At 58.4% G+C, this 19,660-nt stretch carries 17 protein-coding genes; 9 read left to right on the plus strand and 8 right to left on the minus strand.

Annotated elements, in window-relative coordinates; all coding sequences use genetic code 11:
* On the plus strand, positions 1 to 195 hold a 195-nt coding region (locus Q5Y71_RS03255), incomplete at its 5' end, for a hypothetical protein (RefSeq protein WP_306040055.1).
* Here the strand turns inward: Q5Y71_RS03255 and tyrS are convergent.
* Positions 179 to 1,483, minus strand: a complete 1,305-nt coding sequence (gene tyrS, locus Q5Y71_RS03260) for a tyrosine--tRNA ligase (protein ID WP_306040057.1) — start codon at positions 1,481 to 1,483, stop codon at positions 179 to 181. The two genes, Q5Y71_RS03255 and tyrS, sit on opposite strands and share 17 nt — an antisense overlap.
* Before the next feature lie 275 nt (positions 1,484 to 1,758).
* On the opposite strand from tyrS, the gene Q5Y71_RS03265 reads away from it, so the two are divergent.
* On the plus strand, positions 1,759 to 3,138 hold the full coding sequence (locus Q5Y71_RS03265; protein WP_306040058.1) for a peptidoglycan DD-metalloendopeptidase family protein: 1,380 nt from the start codon (positions 1,759 to 1,761) through the stop codon (positions 3,136 to 3,138).
* A 13-nt stretch (positions 3,139 to 3,151) separates the two neighbouring features.
* A complete protein-coding gene (locus Q5Y71_RS03270; RefSeq protein ID WP_306040060.1) occupies positions 3,152 to 4,261 on the plus strand; it encodes an anhydro-N-acetylmuramic acid kinase in 1,110 nt (369 codons plus the stop codon).
* 24 nt (positions 4,262 to 4,285) lie between these two features.
* Here the strand turns inward: Q5Y71_RS03270 and erpA are convergent, their stop codons facing one another.
* The 4 genes from erpA to argC all read right to left on the minus strand — a co-directional run bounded on the left by erpA (position 4,286) and on the right by argC (position 7,120).
* A complete protein-coding gene (gene erpA / locus Q5Y71_RS03275; protein ID WP_306040062.1) occupies positions 4,286 to 4,639 on the minus strand; it encodes an iron-sulfur cluster insertion protein ErpA in 354 nt (117 codons plus the stop codon).
* Positions 4,640 to 4,799: 160 nt separating this feature from the next.
* A complete protein-coding gene (locus Q5Y71_RS03280) occupies positions 4,800 to 5,243 on the minus strand; it encodes a polymer-forming cytoskeletal protein (RefSeq protein ID WP_301415210.1) in 444 nt (147 codons plus the stop codon).
* 33 nt (positions 5,244 to 5,276) lie between these two features.
* Positions 5,277 to 6,020, minus strand: coding sequence for a DUF6776 family protein (locus tag Q5Y71_RS03285; protein ID WP_306040065.1), 744 nt, complete (start codon positions 6,018 to 6,020; stop codon positions 5,277 to 5,279).
* A 53-nt stretch (positions 6,021 to 6,073) separates the two neighbouring features.
* Entirely contained in the window at positions 6,074 to 7,120 is a 1,047-nt protein-coding gene (argC, locus tag Q5Y71_RS03290; protein ID WP_306040066.1) for an N-acetyl-gamma-glutamyl-phosphate reductase, read from the minus strand.
* Positions 7,121 to 7,264: 144 nt separating this feature from the next.
* On the opposite strand from argC, the gene Q5Y71_RS03295 reads away from it, so the two are divergent.
* From Q5Y71_RS03295 to hemB, 5 genes are all read left to right on the plus strand, one after another.
* Complete coding sequence (locus tag Q5Y71_RS03295) at positions 7,265 to 9,037, plus strand: chloride channel protein (RefSeq protein WP_306040068.1); 1,773 nt, start codon at positions 7,265 to 7,267, stop codon at positions 9,035 to 9,037.
* Between the two features lie 34 nt (positions 9,038 to 9,071).
* Positions 9,072 to 9,494: a protoporphyrinogen oxidase HemJ gene (hemJ, locus tag Q5Y71_RS03300; RefSeq protein ID WP_306040070.1), complete on the plus strand. Its 423-nt coding sequence runs from the start codon at positions 9,072 to 9,074 to the stop codon at positions 9,492 to 9,494.
* An 82-nt stretch (positions 9,495 to 9,576) separates the two neighbouring features.
* A complete protein-coding gene (locus Q5Y71_RS03305; RefSeq protein WP_306040072.1) occupies positions 9,577 to 10,362 on the plus strand; it encodes a hydroxymethylpyrimidine/phosphomethylpyrimidine kinase in 786 nt (261 codons plus the stop codon).
* Between the two features lie 191 nt (positions 10,363 to 10,553).
* Positions 10,554 to 11,837: a glutamate-1-semialdehyde 2,1-aminomutase gene (gene hemL / locus Q5Y71_RS03310; RefSeq protein ID WP_306040074.1), complete on the plus strand. Its 1,284-nt coding sequence runs from the start codon at positions 10,554 to 10,556 to the stop codon at positions 11,835 to 11,837.
* 278 nt (positions 11,838 to 12,115) lie between these two features.
* Positions 12,116 to 13,126 (plus strand): porphobilinogen synthase, encoded by a 1,011-nt coding sequence (gene hemB / locus Q5Y71_RS03315; protein WP_306040075.1) that lies wholly within the window; start codon positions 12,116 to 12,118, stop codon positions 13,124 to 13,126.
* Positions 13,127 to 13,170: 44 nt separating this feature from the next.
* Here hemB and mrcB read toward each other — a convergent pair whose 3' ends face one another.
* The gene (gene mrcB, locus Q5Y71_RS03320) at positions 13,171 to 15,753 is read right to left on the minus strand and encodes a penicillin-binding protein 1B (protein ID WP_306040077.1); all 2,583 of its coding nucleotides are present in this window, start codon (positions 15,751 to 15,753) and stop codon (positions 13,171 to 13,173) included.
* Between the two features lie 386 nt (positions 15,754 to 16,139).
* On the opposite strand from mrcB, the gene Q5Y71_RS03325 reads away from it, so the two are divergent.
* Entirely contained in the window at positions 16,140 to 17,138 is a 999-nt protein-coding gene (locus tag Q5Y71_RS03325; RefSeq protein ID WP_301415223.1) for an adenosine kinase, read from the plus strand.
* 23 nt (positions 17,139 to 17,161) lie between these two features.
* Here Q5Y71_RS03325 and Q5Y71_RS03330 read toward each other — a convergent pair whose 3' ends face one another.
* The gene (locus tag Q5Y71_RS03330; RefSeq protein WP_306040080.1) at positions 17,162 to 18,913 is read right to left on the minus strand and encodes an EAL domain-containing protein; all 1,752 of its coding nucleotides are present in this window, start codon (positions 18,911 to 18,913) and stop codon (positions 17,162 to 17,164) included.
* A gap of 173 nt (positions 18,914 to 19,086) precedes the next feature.
* Complete coding sequence (locus tag Q5Y71_RS03335) at positions 19,087 to 19,653, minus strand: YajG family lipoprotein (RefSeq protein ID WP_306040082.1); 567 nt, start codon at positions 19,651 to 19,653, stop codon at positions 19,087 to 19,089.
* Positions 19,654 to 19,660: the final 7 nt, after the last annotated feature.

Consider the following 19,660-nt stretch of genomic DNA (forward strand, 5'->3'; position numbering starts at 1 on the left):
CTGCACGCCTCGCAAGCGCTTTACATGAAAGAAATTCTTCGAGAAATCAAAAGGTTGGCGCAAAAAACCCACCACTACAGCTGGCAGGGGCACGAACTATACAGCTTTCCCGCGGTACTGCGGGCATTTCCGCGCGAAACGCACCGGCAGGATTTCAGCAAGCGCCCTCGAAAGGGCTTCAGTCTGCGAGGGTAAACAGGTGATACTTCTTCTTGCCAAGGCGTACGATGAAGTAATTGTCACTCAGCGCTTTATCGGCGCTGAACAGCGCTGCCGAGTCTGCATTGCTCTCCATACCCTTTGCTTCTCCGTTGATCAGAACTGCACTGCGACCGAGAGCATCTTTCACCGGTTTGCCAGAGGGGGCCATGCCCGCATCCACTAACAGGTTAATCAGGCTTAGCCCACTAAAGTCCTTCGGCAAGGTTGAGGAAGGCAAACCGTCCAGACGCAGCTGCTCCAGATCAGCAGCCGACAAGTCGGTAATATCGCCGGAAAAGAGCGCGCGGGAAATACGCTCCGCAGCGACCAGCCCTGCTTCCCCGTGGACCAGGCGGGTTACTTCACGTGCAAGGATTCCCTGGGCCTCGGGCCTGCCACCGCGCTGGAGATCGGCGCTTTCAATGGCATCAATCTCATCGACACTCAAAAAGGTGAAGTAACGCAGGAATTTGTAGACATCCGCGTCAGCAGTATTCAGCCAAAACTGGTAAAAAGCATAGGGACTGGTGCGCTTAGCATCGAGCCAGATGGTGCCGCTCTCGGTCTTACCGAACTTGCTGCCATCTGCCTTGGTCACCAGCGGCAAGGTCAGACCAAATACCTTACCGCGGCACTGGCGACGGGTCAGGTCAACACCGCCAGTGATATTGCCCCACTGATCCGAGCCACCAATTTGCAGTGTGCAGTTGTAGCGCTGGAACAACTCGGAAAAGTCCATGGCCTGCAGCAGCATATAGGAGAACTCGGTGAAGGAGATGCCCTCGCCCTCGCGCTGGATACGCTGTTTGACCGATTCCTTGTTCACCATATTGTTGACGGAGAAATGCTTTCCCACGCTGCGCAGAAAATCGAGCACGTTCAGATCGCGGGTCCAGTCCAGGTTGTTGGCCATAATGGCGGGGTTTTCATCGCAGCCGAAGTCGATAAACCGGCAAACCTGATTTTTTAGTTTGTCCACCCAGCCGGCAACCACTTCGGGCGTATTGAGACTGCGCTCCTGTGCCTTGAAGGACGGATCACCAATCAGGCCGGTGGCACCGCCAACCAGGGCAATGGGTTTGTGCCCTGCCATCTGAAATCTCTTCAAAGTCAGTAGCGGTACTAAACTCCCTATATGCAGGGAGTCTGCAGTGGGATCGAAACCGCAGTACAGGGTTCGACTCTCCGACAAATGCTGCGTCAGTTCGCCATCGCCAGTCGCTTGATTGATCAATCCACGACGGCCCAAGTCCTCCAGCAGTGCCATGTCGACCCCAGCCATGCCTCCCCCTTCTCTTTCGGCTTGAAATTTGCGCCGCCAGCCGGCGGCAAATGCGCTGCAACATTACCGGAGTCTGCAGCAAATACAAGCGCACTGCGGCAAGAAGCCCAGGCTATAAAGGATGTTAGAGAGGAACTAAGCCATGGACGGACAGGTCAATTATCTCGTGAACCAAGGCGGTTTTTTTGCTATAAAGCCGCATCAATGTCTGTTTTTTAGACACTTGGAATACCAAACGCAGATAACAACGACCGCCGGCGCCGCCCGTTAATACCATGCAAAACCACCGCAAACCGATTCCGAACCCCCGTATTGGCGCCTTGCCCAAACATTTTCCCCGGGCACATGCACTAACCGCTGGTGTCGCTGTATTTGTGTTGGTGCTGGCCGTATTTATTCCCACACCCGAGGTAGAAGCCAGGCGCATGCCCCTGCCAGTCAAACTCTCTCCGGTCACTGGAAAAACCGGCGAGGCCCACCTCGATACCGCTCTCGCACCCCATCAGGCTGTGCCATTGGCCAGTGCCGGCACAGAAGCCCTTCAGTCACTGAGTCTGAAAATACGCAATGGCGATACCCTCTTTGATCTTTTCAAGCGCGCCAAAGTGCATGCCAGCGAGATATATTACTTGCTCGGCAGCGGCAGGGAAGCCAAGCAATTGGCCCGCCTGGCTCCGGGGGAAGAACTCACCTTTTTGCTGAATCCAGAGGGACAGTTACAACGTCTTGAGCTGCGCAAGGACCGGCTGAGTCAAGTCAGGTTTACCCGCACAACGGGAAACACATTTAAACACACCCTGGTACAGCGCGAGCCGGACAGCCACCCGGCCTATCGCCACGGTGAGATTAGCAGCTCACTATTTGTCGCGGGGAGCGAGGCGGGACTGAGCGACAGCCTGATCATGGAAATGGCAGACGTTTTCAGTTCCGATATCGACTTCGCGCTGGATATTCGCAAGGGCGACAGCTTTAGCGTTATGTTTGAAGAAAAATTTTTCGATGGGGAGAAAATTGGCAACGGGCCCATTCTGGCAGTCAGTTTTACCAATCAGGGCAGGACCTATAGCGCTGTGCGCTACGTCGACAATAAGGGCGACGCCAACTACTTTACGCCGGAAGGCAAGAGTATGCGCAAGGCCTTTATCCGCACTCCATTGGATATTGTCCGTATCAGTTCTCACTTTAACCCCCGGCGCCTACATCCTGTGTTCAAATCCCGCCGCCCTCACAACGGCACCGACTATGCCGCACCCCGCGGCACGCCAGTCTATGCCACCGGCGATGGCCGCGTCGTCGCCTCCAGTTACAGCAAGGCCAATGGGAACTATATATTCATCCAGCACGGTGAGCGCTATGTTACCCGCTACCTGCACCTGACCAAACGCAAGGTGAAAAAAGGCCAGCGCGTACAACAGCGCCAGGTGATTGGCACCGTGGGTTCCACCGGCTATGCAACCGGGCCACACCTGCACTACGAATTCCTGGTGGGTGGCAGGCATCGCAACCCGGCCACCATAGTGCGCAAACTCCCGAAAGCGAAATCGGTGCCGACCTCTGAAATGACCCGCTTTAAGAACCAGACCCAGCCATTACTGGCAAAACTGGCCAGTTACCAGGGACCGGCACTGGCCAAACTCGACGAGAACAACCCATAAAGTGGCAACCGATATGCCCAGTCTTTTTATCGGCCTGATGTCCGGTACCAGCGTCGACTCGATTGACGCGGTACTGGTTGATTTCGGCGATGAAGACAAGATGAAGCCGAGAATTCTGGCAGCCATAGGACACCCCATTCACGCCGCCCTTCGCGATGCTATATTGGCCCTGTGTGCGCCTGGTCCCTCCGAACTGGACCGCGCCGGGCAACTCGACCGCCAATTGGGCCAGATCTTCGCTGAGGCCGCGAATCTGTTACTGGCGCGTGCCGGCGTTGAGGCCAATGCCGTGACCGCGATCGGCAGCCATGGGCAGACTGTGCGGCACCGCCCTCCGGGCACCGTCACCTCGCCCTTTACCCTGCAGTTGGGTGACCCCAACACCATCGCAGCCCTGACCGGTATCAGTACAGTGGCAGACTTCCGTCGCCGCGATATGGCCCTCGGTGGCCAGGGCGCGCCACTGATGTCCGCATTTCACCGCGCTGTTTTTAGTACCGGGACCAATCGTGCCGTCGTGAATATCGGCGGCATCGCCAATATTACCGAATTGGCAACAAACGGCAGTGTGTACGGGTACGATACGGGTCCCGGCAACGCACTGCTGGATTACTGGGTGGGTTTGCACAGAGATCAACCGTTTGACCGGGACGGGGCCTGGGCCGCCAGTGGCCGCGCCAATCCGGAGTTGCTCAACCGCCTGATGTCCACCCCCTACTTTGCCGCTGAGCCACCCAAAAGCACCGGCCGCGAGACCTTCAATGCCAGTTGGCTTGAGCAGGCCCTGGCGGGCCTGGAGCTGACGCCTGCAGACGTGCAGGCAACCCTTTCGGAAGTTACGGCAGCCAGCATTGCCGAGGCGGTACACTTGTTTGCGGACGGTGGAGAGCTACTGGTCTGTGGCGGTGGTGCCAAGAACAAAAACCTGCTGTCCCGCCTGCAACGGAGACTGCCTACCTGGTCAATTTCCAACACGAATACCTACGGAATTGATGCTGACTGGCTGGAAGCCGTGGGGTTTGCCTGGCTGGCCCGGCAGACACTGCTCGGCCTGCCAGGTAATTGCCCCGGCGTCACTGGAGCGCGTAAAGAAGCCGTTTTGGGAGCAATCTACCCGCCCTGAGGGCAGATACAAATCCAACCGGCCTTATATGGAGAAGGAGGAGCCACAACCACAGGTTGAGGAAGCATTGGGGTTTTGCACAACGAATCGAGAACCGGACAGGCCCTCTTCATAGTCGACATTGGCGCCCACCAGATAGGGATAGCTCATGGCGTCAACCAAGACCTGTATGCCATCCTTTTCAATAACGGCATCATCCTCAGCAACCAGTTCGTCAAAAGAGAAGCCGTATTGGAATCCTGAGCAGCCGCCACCGGTGACGAATACCCTGAGCTTCAGATCTGGGTTGCCCTCCTCTTCCAGCAGGCTCTTTACCTTGGCCACAGCACTATCTGTAACCACCAGCGGTACGGGAGAAAAGGATACAGCTTCTGACATAAGTCTCTCTCACCTCATCAGGACCATCCCGGCCAGCATAAAGCCAGACAGAACGCGGTCCGGGGGCCCATCATGCTTAAACCCAGGAAATCAGTCAAGTAATGGACAAGTGCCCCCTGATAGCACTGGAATAGCGCGCGTCCCCGGTACAGAGACTGGCCTAGGAGACTTCAATCACGGTCTCGTCTTCCGTGTAGCCAATCCTTTGGGGCTCACCGGCAGAGCTGACATCCACGTTGGAGACCAGGGCACCATTCACCTGTGCCCCCTTGACCATCTCTATCAATTTATAGTGTACATTGCCCTCCACCATAGCTTTGGCGGCTAGCTCCAGATGGCGCGCGGCATACACATCGCCATGTACATGGCCATTGATCACCACCTGCGGCACGCGGATCTCCCCTTCAATAATACCGCCCTCAACAATTTGCAGGCGCGCCTCACTGTCGCTGTTAGCGCTGACATTGCCTTTCACCTTGCCTTCGATGACCAGGTTTCCGCGAAAATGGATATTGCCGGACACTTCGGTCTGACGTGCAATCAGGGTGGTGTGGTTACTACCGTTACTGGCCATAGTGGTTTGTTTCTCTTTTTTTCTCAACATATTATCCAAAACCTCATGCCTGCGGCATCGTTGCTAGCTTTTCTGAACCAGCCAACCATAGCGCTGTTCAATATTGAACCCTTTGCGCCCGGTGGATTTGAGCAACAACTCCACACCCTCGGGGACAAACCCCTCCGGTAAGCGCAGCTCGCCCTCGATATTCTGGAAATACTTGAAACGCAACGCAATGGATTCGCTCTCCACCTGCTCGGATAACGCTTTCAAGGGATAGCGCTTCACCTGCCCATCCTCGCGCCCAACCACAGTAACAGTGGCTGAGCCCCTGACCACATTGCGCCGCGCCGCTGACTGCTGCACCTGTAATTTGTACTGATACATTCTTGCATCGGCGGTTTGCGAAAGGATAAAGCGGCCAATAGAAACGCCCTCGCCGCCATCCGCCGGCGCCATAACGCCCCGGTAAAAAGAAATCTCCTGCTTCAACTCGGCAATCTGATTTTCTTTTTGCACCAGTTCAGCGCGCACAGCCTCGCTGGCCTTGTCACCAATCGCCAGGGATTGCTCAGCGGTTGTCGCGCGCATACGCAGGGTTTCATTTTCGCCCTTAAGGGCCGCCAGATGCTCCAGAACCTTAGTGTGCTGCACAGTCTTTTCATCCAGACTCTTACGCAATTGGTACTGCCCGGTAAAATAGGAGCCGGCAGCCGTGGCCAAAACCAGCAGAGTGACACCAACTGTGGCGAAAACACCAGAAAAGGGCTTATGGGGCACCACCTTCATGCGGTACTGCTTGCTGCCTTTAACTTTGAGCTCCATAAAGTCCGTTGCGTTTTATTCGGGTTTTATCGATTGTCGTGGGTGTCCCGATTCTAAGGCAGTACCGCCGGACTCTCCAAGCCCAAGGTCTCACTCAGGCCAAACATAATATTCATATTCTGTACCGCCTGAGCCGAAGCGCCCTTGGCGAGGTTGTCGATGACCGACATGACCAGCAGCGTGCCCCGCCCCTGTGGCTGCACCACAGAGAGGCGACACAGATTGGTGCCTCTCACACTGCGTGTCTCCGGGTGACTGCCGGGGGGCAGTACATCTACAAACGGCTCATCCCTATAGCGGTTTTCATACAGCGCCTGAAGCTCGGCAGCTGACAGATGGCCCCTGGCTTTTGCCAGCAAAGTGGCGTGGATACCCCTGACCATCGGCAACAGATGCGGCACGAAAGTAACTTGAGCAGGGGTGGCTCCCGGAGGCTGGACTCGGCTCAGGCCCTGTTCTATTTCCGGCAGGTGCCGGTGACCGGAGGCGGAGTAGGCGCGAAAATTATCGCTGTTTTCGGCCAGAATCAAGCCCGTTTTGCCTTGACGTCCGGCACCACTGGCACCACTGGCGGCGCTGGCTACCAGCCCTTCGGGCTCCACTATATCCGCCTCCAACAGGGGAATCCAACCCAGTTGAATCGCAGTGGGGTAACAACCGGGACAGGCAATCAGCTGGGCCCCCGCAATCTCGGCGCGATTGACTTCAGGCAACCCGTAGACGGCCTCCTGAGCCAGTGCCGGCGCCCCATGCACCTGGCCATACCAGCGTTCCCAGGTGGGAATATCCCGCAGGCGAAAGTCCGCGGAGAGATCGATTACCCTGATACCCCGCTCGAGCAGAGGCGGGACCTGGGCCTGGGCAGCACCGTGCGGGGTAGCGAAGAACACCACGTCACAGTCGGCCAAGCGGTCGATATGCGGTTCGCAGAAAGCCAGCTCACAGTGGCGGCGCAGACTGGGAAAAAGCTCCGCCACACGGATATCTTTCCGGGAGCGGGAAGTGATGGCGGTGACTTCAGCCTGTGGATGCACCGCCAAAAGCCTCAATAATTCCAGCCCCGTATAGCCGGTGCCACCGACAATTGCTACCTTGATCACCTTGCTAGAATCTCCCGGCAAATCCACCAACTGGGGCAATAATCATAAAACCAGCAGAGCACTTTATCACAAGCACCAGCATTTGAAGGATCGGCGGTGTCACAGCGTCCAAGGAAATTACTCAAGAATACGCTAGCCCGGTGTTTGCCCCGGAAAAACACGCTCGAGCATGTGCGTTTACGGCTTTCCGCGAGAGAGGCCCTGATACCACTGGCAGGTATGGGACTGCTTATCGGTATCCTGGCCGGCGGCGTGACCATTCTGTTCCGGCTGGCGATGGAGTGGCCCACCACATTTTTTTTATCGGTGCCACAGAATTATGAATCCCTCTCGCCCCTATGGCGGTTTATTCTGCCGGTACTGGGGGCTTTGGTGATTGGCTTTATCTACTTGCCACTGAGCCCCAAACACTACGACGTCGGCGTGGTACATGTGCTTGACCGGCTCTACAACCACCAGGGGAAAATGCCGGTACAAAATGCACTCCTGCAGTTTTTTGCCGGTGCCATCATCCTGATCAGCGGCCATTCGGTGGGGCGCGAAGGCCCCGCAGTGCATCTCGGCGCGGCCAGCAGCAGTGGCTTGGCGCGCATCCTTCACCTACCCAATAACGCCGCACGCAGCCTGCTGGGCTGTGGGGTGGCCGCGGCCATCGCCGCGTCATTTAACACTCCACTGGCCGGTGTGGTGTTCGCCATGGAGGTGGTTATGCTGGAATATTCTGTGGCGGGATTTCTACCGGTCATGCTGGCGGCGGTGGCCGGCAGCACACTTACCCAGCTCACCTTCGGGCGCGAGCCGGATTTCAATGTACCAGCAATCCAGCTTAACTCCCTGGCGGAGCTGCCCATTCTGGTTGTCTGTGCCCTGGCCATCGGTACGCTGGCGGCCCTATTTATTTGGGCCCATCGCAGCCTTGCGCGCCAGCAATACCGCTCACCACTGCTGCGCTTTCTGATGGTGGGCCTGGTGACCGGCACCATTGGCATTTGGGTGCCGGAAATTCTCGGCGGCGGTTACGACACCCTGCAAATGGCAATGCTCGGCGAACTCGGTATCGCCACCCTGGCTGTGGTGGTCGCGGCCAAGTTGGTAGCCACGGCCCTGGGCTCTGGCCTGGGCATTCCCGGCGGGGTGATCGGGCCCAGCCTGATTCTCGGCGCCTGTCTGGGGGGCATCGCCGGCGGGCTCGCCAATCTGTGGCTGGGCCAGCACGCTGCCAGCCCCGGTTTCTATGCCATGGTGGGAATGGCGGCGATGATGGCTGCCATGCTGAATGCGCCACTGGCGGCGTTGCTGGCGATACTCGAGCTGACCTACAATCCCAATATCCTGTTTCCCGGAATGATGATGATCGTAGTGGCCACAGTGGTGAGCAGACAGCTGTTCTCCACTCAGGGTATCTACCAGGAGACACTGCGGGCATTGAACAGGGCCGGCACCCCCAGCTGGCGCCAGCAGATGCTCAGCGGTGTCGGCGTCGCCAGTGAAATGGACCGGCACTTCATCGTAACGCCACAAATCATCACCCTGGCACAAGCCAGGGAATACATCGCCCAGCACCCCCAGTGGATCCTCATTGACCTACCCGATGAACCCTCGCCACAGTTACTGCGCGCCGCTGACCTCGCTACGTTCCTGCAGGGCGACGCAAAAGGTGAAATCCCGGCAACCGCTGCTGCAAAAGAGACGGGGATTGCCAAAGCGCCACCGCGGATCGATCTGCTGAAAATACCCGGTGAGCGCAAACAATTGGCGGAGTTGAATTGGTACGCCACTTTACTGGAGGCCCAACAAAAGCTGGAGAGCACCGGCGCTGACGCCCTGTACATCAGCCGCTACCAGAGCGGTCCGCTGGACAATCGCATCGCAGGTATTATTCTGCCGGTGCAAATTGATAGTTTTTACCGCAAATAAGCAGAGTCCGATTTCATTTTCGAGGGGGTATCCAATGCTGTGGGTCAAGGCTTTTCACATTATCGCCATGGTGAGCTGGTTTGCGGCACTATTTTATTTACCGCGCCTTTTTGTCTATCATGTGGATGCCACAGATGCCATCAGTCGCGATCGCTTCTGCATTATGGAACGGCGCCTGTATCGTGTGATTGCCATCCCCTCCATGATCACCACAGTCGCCCTGGGTATCTGGTTATACAGTTTTAACACCAGCTACTACACTGCCGCAGGCTGGATGCATGCAAAGCTTGCCTTTGTGGTATTGCTGCTGGTTTATCATCATATATGTGGCGCCTATGTGCGTAAATTTGCCCGGGGCAGCAATACCCGCAGCGGACGCTTTTTCCGTATATTCAATGAGATTCCAACACTGGCTCTGATTGTCATTGTCGTCCTGGCGGTAGTAAAGCCCTTCTAAGTTGGCGTTTAGTACTACCAAGTATCGTCAGCTCAGCAACTAGAATTAGCCGCACAGCTATTGGCAGCCACCCAGAACCCCTATGGATACACCACAGCCCATTATCCTGACCATCACCCACCACGATCCCAGTGGTAGTGCCGGTATCGCTGCCGATACCGAGACGGCAGTCAGCCTCGGCTGCCACGCCGCTTCCGCCGTCTCTGCCATCAGCATCGGCAATACCGGTGAACTGCTCGGGGTGGCGCCGATGGACGACAGCCTGCTGGTGGAACAGACCCGAACGGTTCTCGAGGATATGCCGGTGGCGGCCATCAAGATTGGCTACCTGGGCTCGGTGGAAAATGTGCGGGCACTGCACAGCGTATTGAGGGACTACCCGGATATCCCGGTGGTTATTGATCCGGATGCCACACTGGCGGACAAAGAGAGTGTGCTCGCCCCTCCTCTCTGGTCAGCCATGGCGTCCCTGCTGCTGCCCCATGCCACTATGGTCTGCCCAAACCGGCGCGAAGCCCGCGCTATGGCGGTAGAGGCGGATGTACTGGATGCAATGGCTCAGGAGTTGCTGGAAGGGGGCTGCCGCTACCTGCTGCTCACCGGTGTCCCCTGCAAACAACAGCTGCAAAATCGTCTCTACGACGTGCGCGGGCTGATCCGCGAATTTCACTGGGAGAGACTGCCACCGGCTGCCTACGGGGTTTGCGGAACCCTGGCCACCGCGATTGCCTGCCACATCGCCCATGGCCTGACCATCATTGAGGCGGTAAGTCGCAGCCAGCAATACACCTGGAGCGCCATCAGAGACAGCCGCCGACTGGGCATGGGCAGGCCGATCCCCAATCGCCTCTTCTGGTGTGAACGCTGAGCAGTCTTACGGCCCCTTCCTCTTTCAAACGGAAATCCCGCACCCGACGCAGGTGAGCGTCTGACTGGCCTGCCCGTCACCGCCTCTCAAGTTAGCAGTGTCCACCGCGCTGCACATTGTCCCAAAAGCCCAACGCCGCGATAATATCCCACTGGTCCCTGGTGTTTTGCACAATTTCAGAAAAAAATTCTATGAATAAATCCGAACAGCTCTTCGCGCAGGCGCAACAGTTTATCCCCGGCGGCGTTAACTCACCGGTACGGGCTTTTCAGGCGGTGGGCGGCACACCGCTGTTCATCCGCCGAGCCGACGGTGCCTACCTCTACGACGCGGATAACCAGCGCTACATCGACTATGTGCAGTCCTGGGGCCCGATGGTGCTGGGTCACGCACACCCCGAAGTCATTGCTGCGGTGGTGGCACAGGCCCAGTCAGGCCTGAGCTTTGGTGCGCCTACCGAGTTGGAAACCGAACTGGCGGAAACACTCTGTCGTCTTTGGCCAAATATGGACCTGGTGCGCTTTGTCAACTCCGGCACCGAAGCCACCATGAGCGCCATCCGCCTGGCACGTGGCTATACCGGGCGCGACAAAATTGTGAAGTTCGAGGGCTGCTACCACGGTCATTCCGACGCCCTGCTGGTGAAAGCGGGTTCCGGAGCCCTGACCATGGGGGTTCCCTCATCCCCCGGTGTGCCCGCAGCCGTGGCGGACAATACCATCACCCTGGACTACAACGATGTGGAGGGCGTGCGCGCCTGTTTCGGGGAGTTCGGTGACCAGATCGCCGGTATTATTGTCGAGCCCGTGGCCGGCAATATGAACTGCATTCCGCCGCTGCCCGGCTTCCTGGAAACTTTGCGCGAAGTCTGCGACCAATATGGTGCCGTATTGATTCTCGACGAGGTGATGACCGGTTTCCGCGTCAGCCTGACCGGTGCCCAGGGCTACTATGGCCTTGAGGCGGACCTGACCACACTCGGCAAGGTGATCGGCGGTGGTATGCCGGTGGGCGCCTTTGGCGGCAAGCGCGAGATTATGGAACAGATTGCCCCTCTGGGTCCGGTGTACCAGGCGGGTACCCTGTCCGGAAACCCGGTGGCCATGGTGGCAGGCCTGGCAACCCTGCGCCTGGTGGAAGCACCCGGCTTCTACGAACGGCTTGTTGCCAAAACAGACCACCTGGTAGCGGGCCTCCTCAGGGCCGGCAGGGCGGCAGGCATTCCTTTCACCGCCAATAAGGCCGGCAGCATGTTCGGCTTCTTTTTTACGGAAGAGCCTCAGATAACTAACTACCAGCAGGTAATGGCGTGTGACAACAAGCGCTTTAACCGCTTCTTCCACGGCATGCTCGAAGAGGGGGTCTATCTGGCACCGGCATCCTACGAAGCCGGTTTTATGTCTGCCGCCCACACCGAAAAAGATATTGAGGAAACGATCACCACCGCCGAGCGGGTCTTCGCTCGCCTCGACTGATTCCCCTGCTCTGGCACCCGCAGGCGCGGGTGCTGTTATCCACAGCAGACTCTTTTTTTGCGTCCTGATCGGGCTCCCCCCATCCGAGACTTGCACTACAACACCGGCCGCAGCAAGCACAGTATCGCCGTACCTCACTGCCGACAAAATCTCTCCCACTCGTACACTGTCCCCAGCCCCACAACAGGGGAAATCACCAGAGGCGGCAATTTGATATGATGGTCCATTGCGGTCGCGGAGTGTCTGCAGCTGCTGATGATAGCCGGAGAATGTTTTCCATGAGTCAGAGTCTCGGCCGCGGTGCCTATCCCAACACCCGCCTGCGCCGCCTGCGCGCCCGGAGTTTTTCCCGTCGACTGGTGCGGGAAACCCAGCTCAGCAGCGATGATCTGATCCTGCCGCTGTTTGTGATTGAGGGCCGCAACGAAATCCAAACGGTGGCGTCAATGCCGGGAGTACACCGCCTGAGCATCGACCTGCTGGCAAAAAAGGCCAAGTCCGTGCAAAACCTGGGGATTCCCGCAGTGGCGCTATTCCCGGTGGTCGACCCCACTCAAAAGAGCGACGATGCCCGCGCCGCCCACGATGCCGACGGACTGGCCCAGCGTGCGGTGCGGGAAGTGAAAGATGCGGCACCGGAACTGGGCGTAATCACCGATGTGGCCCTGGACCCTTTCACCAGCCACGGCCAGGATGGCCTGATAGACCACAGCGGCTATGTTATCAACGATGAAACCGTGGAGGTCCTGGTGCAGCAGGCCCTGTCCCACGCCGCTGCGGGTGCGGATATGGTGGCGCCTTCCGATATGATGGATGGCCGCATCGGCGCCATCCGCAAGGCCCTGGAGCGTGCGGGCCACACCAACACCCTGATCATGTCCTACGCCGCCAAGTACGCCTCCGCCTATTACGGCCCTTTCCGCGATGCAGTGGGTTCCGCCGGCAACCTGAAAGGCGCTAGCAAGGCGAGCTACCAAATGGATCCCGCCAATACCGACGAAGCGCTACACGAGTGCATCCTGGATCTGCAGGAGGGTGCGGATATGGTGATGGTGAAACCGGGTATGCCCTATCTGGATATTGTACGCCGGGTGAAGGAGGCGTTGCGCGTACCCACTTTTGCCTACCAGGTGAGTGGAGAATACGCTATGCACTGTGCGGCCTTTGAAAACGGCTGGCTTCTGCGCGAGGCGGTGATTCTGGAAAGTCTGCTGGCGTTCAAGCGCGCTGGCGCCGATGGCATTCTCACGTATTTTGCTGAGGAGGCCGCACAACTTCTGCAGGGGTAAAAATTCCAAGGCGGATATACAGGACGTAGCGCCACATCCAAACTTCAGGGCCACTGATCTTCCATTGCGGGGCCTGTGGGCTGCACCTCCTCGCCGGGCACGCCGCGGGGCTCTGTGTCAATGGGCTGCGAGCGGCCCTGTCCGCTGGGGAGCCCGATCGGCTCGTCCTCAGAGCTCGGCGCCGGTCCGAATTCCTCCGCATCATCCCCCCTCAGCTGCTCCCACAGCTGGCGGCGTCGCTCTTCGCGCAGTTGCTGTTCGCTGGGGTTCACCCCCCAGCCCGGCGTCATCTGCTCCCGCGGTGCCACGTCACGGCGGTCGCTGCCAAACAGGTTGCGGAACCAGCGCCAGCGATCCTGCCCCCGGCATTCCGGTGCCGGGGGCAGGCGGGTTTCGAAGGAGAAAGGTACCTCATAGCCACCGCGGCAGTAATCGGGGTCCATAAACTGGCCGCGCGCATTGACCGGCTTGAACTCTACCCCCCGCGGCGGTTCTATCGGCCCATGCTGGTGGGGCAGCTTGCGCATGATTTCCGTCCAGATCGGCAGGGCGCCGGTGGAACCGGTGAGCCGGGTGCGCTCGTTGTCGTCGCGTCCCAGCCATACCACCGCGGTCACATCCGGGGAAAAACCGGCAAACCAGCTGTCGCGGTTGTTGTTGGTGGTTCCGGTCTTGCCTGCAAAGGCAACACTGCCCGGCAGGCGCTTGGCGGAGCTGCGCCCGGTACCTTCACGCACGGCCTGTTCCAGTCCCCAGCGCAGTAGGTAAGCCGGTACCGGATCCACACCGCGATGGGTGCGGAGGCGGAAATGCTGGACGTGAACCCCTTCTGCATCGGCTACCGCCAGCAGGGTACGCGGCTGCACAGCCTCTCCGCCGTTGGCGATGGCCTGGTACATCCCCGCCACCTCGAAGGGGGTCATCTCCACAGCACCCAGCAGCAGCGCCGGCACGCGGGGCAGATGGGCCTCTACGCCCAGACGGCGAATCGTCTGGCGCACATTTTGCAGCCCCAGATCGAGACCCAGGTGGGCGGTGGCCAAATTGTAGGATTTGGCCAGAGCCACGTACAACGGGATCTGGCCGTGGGCGCGCTTGTCGAAATTCTGCGGCATCCATACATCGCCATCCGCCTCCTCAATGCGAATCGGGGCATCGTCGAGCAGCGTGGCCAGATTGTATTCCAAGGGCCGCTCCAGCGCGGTGAGGTAGACCGCGGGCTTGATCAGGGAACCCACCTGACGGCGGGCCTCCAGGGCGCGGTTAAAACCGGGGTAATCCGGGTCGCGGTCTCCCACCATAGCCAGCACATTGCCGCTGCCATTATCCAGCAACACTGCGGCCGCCTGCAGGGAGTTGTCCTCGATATGGCGTTCCTTTTCCAGCGCTTGCACACCGTTGCTGACTGCCTCCTCGGCAAGTTTCTGCACCGAGGGCGCCAGGGTGGTGTAGATCCTCAGGCCCGCGGTGCGCAACTCCTCATAGGAGTAATAGGGCCGCAATTCTTCCAGCAGCCGTTCGGTAAAGGCCGGATAAGGATTCTGCGCAGTGACTCCGCCTTTGACCACCCCCAGGGATTTCGTCGAGTAGAGTGCATATTGCGCCTGGGTAATCAGCCCGTGCGTCTGCATCACATCCAGCACGGTGTTTCGGCGCGCCTGCGCACGCTCCGGATGACGCCAGGGATTGTAATAGGATGCCCCCTTTGCCAAACCCACCAGCAGAGCTATCTGGTGGGGCTCCAGTGTGTCCAGGGGCTGCTGGAAATAGAATTCCGCTGCCAGGCCGAAACCATAGATGCCGCGCGCGCCCTGCTGCCCCAACCACACTTCGTTGATATATTCCTGCAGGATATAGCCCTTGTCGTAGTGCATCTCCATCAACACCGCCATCAGCGCCTCGTTGATTTTGCGCTGCAGGCTCGGCTTGTGGTCAAAAAATATATTTTTCACCAGCTGCTGGGTGATGGTGGATCCGCCCTGGACCAAACGACCGGCCTTCACATTGGCCACCATGGCGCGGGCGATCCCCCGGGGTGAAATACCAAAATGGTGGAGAAAATCCTGGTCCTCGACCGCGATCAGCGTGTTCGCCACCAATGGGGGAATCTCATTGAAACGCACCGGATTGCGATCATCACCACCACCGAGCAGGGAACCGATATTGGCGGCATCCAGGCGGAATTCGGCCAGACGCTGGCCATTGCCATCGCGCAGATTGCTGATTTCATCGTTGCGCAGGCGGAAAGAAACTACCGCCCCGGCACTGCGGCCATCGGAGTGGATAAAATCGCGGCGCCAGACCCGGTATTCCATACTCTCGCGAGTCCAGGACCCGGGCTCGCTGGGGACTGCCTGTTCGCGGTAACTGAGGGCGGCGAATTCGGAGGCCAATTCACCCGGACGCATCACCATGCCCTCACGCAGAACCAGCGGTCGCGCGTAGACCCGCGCAGGCAACTGGTACTGGCGGCTGTCCAGGCGCTCGCGCAGCTGCAAATCCAGGTACACCATGTAGCCGGCCAGGGCGAGGGCCCCCAGCAGGGCCAGCAGGAACAGAAACTTGAGCCAGCGATATCGCCTCTTCGTTGTAGACGCCCTGGTGCGCCGGCGTTTCGTCGAAACCATAGAAAAGTGCTATCCAGCCGCCAATTCAGTACATCATTCGATAGCCGGAAGGGCATCAGCGCCCTGTCACCGCCAAAGGCAGGGAACCAGCCGGTGGCAGCTCCGCTGGTATATTGCCGCCGGCATCTGAGCCTGTACCAGTGGCAGGAGACTCCCTGTACCGTCGATACTCAGCGGTCAGGCGGACTCTGCCGGTCAATGACCCTCTAAAGGCGTTATTCGCGCCTTTGCGTGGATTGACCGCTGTTTCCCTACATAAGTTCACATTGGGGCAACCGGTGCCGTTATAAAGGCTGCTGAGGAGAAGTCAAATCCACCGCCTTGCACTTGACGGAATCACAGCCATAATGCGGCGGAAATCTATACAAAACCCGTTAAGGATGAATATGCAGCAATACGACCTCTATGGCATTGGCGCCGCCCTGCTGGATACGGAAATCGAGGTTTCGGATGAGGATTTGTCCGTGCTCGATGTTAAAAAGGGGGTGATGACCCTGGTAGACGATGTGCGACAACAGCAGTTGCTGGACGCTCTGGGGGACAACCTTGTGACAGCCAAGCGCGCCTGTGGGGGTTCCGGTGCCAACACAGTGATTGCTGCCAGCTACTTCGGACTGCGCACCTTCTATTCCTGCAAAGTTGCCGCAGATGACAACGGAGACTTTTACCGCAACAATCTGGCTGCTGCAGGGGTCGACTACCCGGCCGGCCTGCGCCAGGCCGGTATGGGTACCACCGGTAAGTGTTTGGTTCTGATCACCCCGGATGCCGAGCGCAGCATGAACACTTACCTGGGTATCAGTGAAAAACTGTCGGTCGAGGAGCTGGACACTGAAGCTCTGGCAGCGTCACATTGGGCTTATATCGAAGGCTACCTGGTCTCCTCGGAAACCGGACGCAAAGCCGCGATTGCCCTGCACAAACAAGCGCAGCAGGCGGGTGTAAAAACTGCCCTGAGTCTCTCTGACCCCGCGATGGTGCAATTCTTTGGCGAGGGCTTGCGGGAGATGGTTGGCAGCGGTGTGGATATGCTGTTCTGCAACCGGGATGAGGCTTTGGGCTTTACCGGTACCGAGTCTCTCGATGCCGCTGCGAACACCCTGCGCGCCTACTGCCGCAGTTTTGCAATCACCCTTGGGGCCGATGGTGCTCTGCTCTGGAATGGCGCCCAGCTACGGCGGGTGAAAAGCCCGCGAGTACACGCCATCGACACCAATGGGGCCGGGGATATGTTTGCAGGGGCCTTCCTCTACGGCATCAATCGCGATATGTCCTTTACCGAAGCCGGGGAGCTGGCCTGTCGCGCCGCCGCCCAGGTCGTCAGTCAGTATGGACCTCGCCTGCGGGAAGCCCAGCACTCGGAGCTGCTTGCCGCAGTCATTTAAGCAGAGCGGGAAAGCGCACGCGTTCAGCCATCGATCTCCGGAAGCGCCGTGGCAGGGGCAATACCGAATCCCTGGGCATAATCCACTCCCATCCGGTGGAGTTTTTCCATCACCTCGGGGCTTTCCACATACTCTGCGATGGTACTGATGCCCATACACTTGGCCAGGTGATCAATGGTACTGACCATGGCGCTATCGATTTCATCCTCAAGCATATTACGCACGAAACTGCCATCAATCTTGAGAAAATCCACCGGCAGCTGGCGCAGGTAAGCCAGAGAGGAGACACCGCGACCAAAATCGTCGAGGGCAAAACTGCAACCGGCGGCGCGCAGCTTGTGAATAAAGACCAGCGCCCTTTCCAGATTGTTGATGGCACTGGTCTCGGTTATCTCAAACTGTACCCGCGAGGGTGTAAGCCTCGCCTCAGCCAGCTCCTGGGAAACGAAGCCGGCAAAGGTATCATCGCCGAGGCTGATACCGGAAACATTGATGGCGTAACTGGCCCCGGGGAACCCGGTCCGCTGCTCCCGCGCCATATAGTGGAACACACGCCGGATAACCCAGCGATCCACCTCTTCAATCAGTCCGTAACGCTCCGCAGCGGGCAGAAACAGGCCCGGTGAAATCACCCCACCATCGCGACCGAGCATCCGCACCAGAATCTCGTAGTGATGCAGTTTGCGCCCTCCCTTCAGGGAAATAACCGGCTGGCGGTAGAGAACCAGGCGATCCTCCCGCAAGGCGGCATGGATTTCTGAGACCCAGGTGGTTTCCCGTCGATGCTCCAGCACCTTGCGGGAGTCCCCAAACAGCTTGACCCGGTTTCGCCCCTGCTCCCGCGCGGAACAACAGGCATCGTTGGCAGAGGCCAGCAGCTGGCTGGCGTTGGCAGTAAAGCGGTCCACCCCCACAACCCCGATCGAGACTGCCACGCGATTGTTGTCGCCCTCCCAGTCAAAGCTGAAGTCCTGAACCGCATCCCGCAGACGCGCCACCACCCGGCCACCCTCCCCCAATGTGCAGTCCCGCAGCAAAATGGCAAACTCATCGCTGCCCACACGGGCAAACAGGTCGGCACTGCACAGGTTGTGCTGCAGCAAAGCCACCAATTGCACCAGTAACTGATCCCCCGCGACAAAGCCCAGGGTGTCATTGATGACCTTGAACTGATAAATATCCAGATACAGCAGGACATGGTGCTGGCGCTTGTCGACACACTGGGCCAGAAGCTTTTGCAATGCACTTTCGAAATACTGGCGGTTGGGCAGACGGGTGAGGGCATCGTGACTGGTCTGCCAACTGAGACGCGTGGAAACCCGCCTTGCAGCAGAGGTATCCCGCAACACCAGCACATAATTTTTCAAGGTACCGGCATCCCACAACGCCATCACCTGCAGGGTTACTTCCAGAGGAGCACGGGCGCCGTCGCAGCGCAGGATGTAAGCCTGGATTTCACGCATGCTGGGGACTTCGCGCACAGGGATATCCGGTAGTGGCGACGGCAAGGGCGCACCCTGGGTATCACAGAGCTGCAGCCCCTCGTTGAGGGGCTGGCCGGGCAACAGACCGACCAGATTACCGGTCATTTCACTGACCAGAGGGTTGGCATACAGAACGATCCCGCCAGCGTCGGTCACAATGACCCCATCGGCAACCTCCCCAAGCGCCGCCTCCGCCGCTTGCAGGCTGATTCCCTCACAGGGGTTCAAACCTTTCTCCAACTGGGCCAGTGGCCCCAAATATTCTGCGGATTTAGGATCAAACAGTGTCATGGCCACACACTCACAAAAGGCTTGGCACCCCTCCCCACAAGCAGAGAGGATCACGGGGCTTTCCATTCGGTACGCTGAGCAATTTGACCGACATCAGAGTCCGGGGTCGCCGATTTTCTTCAATGATTCAGACTCCCAGCCTGTCTTTTCATCACAGTAGCTAAATGGCACGCTCATAAGTGTGTGTACAGGAACTCCTTCAATTTCACGTCTTCGAATACCCGTTGCAGGGTTGCACCCAGTATGTTGTTCACCCGGGCTTCCACCTCCTCCCGGCTGGGTTTAACCAGATTGCGATCTGTGCCGGAAGCGCTGTAAGTTCCGAAATAGGTAGCAGCACCAACTTTAACTTCCAGGTGAATCTCAGCAGAAGTATCGATGGTGGTGGTGTACACCATATCGGGGCTGTTATAGGTCAGCCGCACCAGCCTTGCGACCACCTGCACCTGGGAGGCGGTATCGGTCACACGAAAAGACCAGTTGGCAAATCCCCGCCGCAGTCCGGCCGCTATCGCCTCACCCGCATCATTGGCAACACTGACTCGGGACGTCTCGGAATAGACCCCACCGAGAGAGCCCAAACCACCACCGGGCAGTTCATTGATACCCTGTACGCTCAGGGTATGGCCGGCCCCTATGGCGTCTGCAGTGACCTGGAACTCGGGGTATACTTGAATCTGCAGCGGGCTATAAGCGCAGCTGGCCAGACAAAAGACCCCTGCAAGCAACCAGTTTTTCATTCTTCCC

It is taken from the genome of Microbulbifer sp. 2205BS26-8, assembly GCF_030731025.1.
Taxonomy (GTDB): domain Bacteria; phylum Pseudomonadota; class Gammaproteobacteria; order Pseudomonadales; family Cellvibrionaceae; genus Microbulbifer; species Microbulbifer spongiae.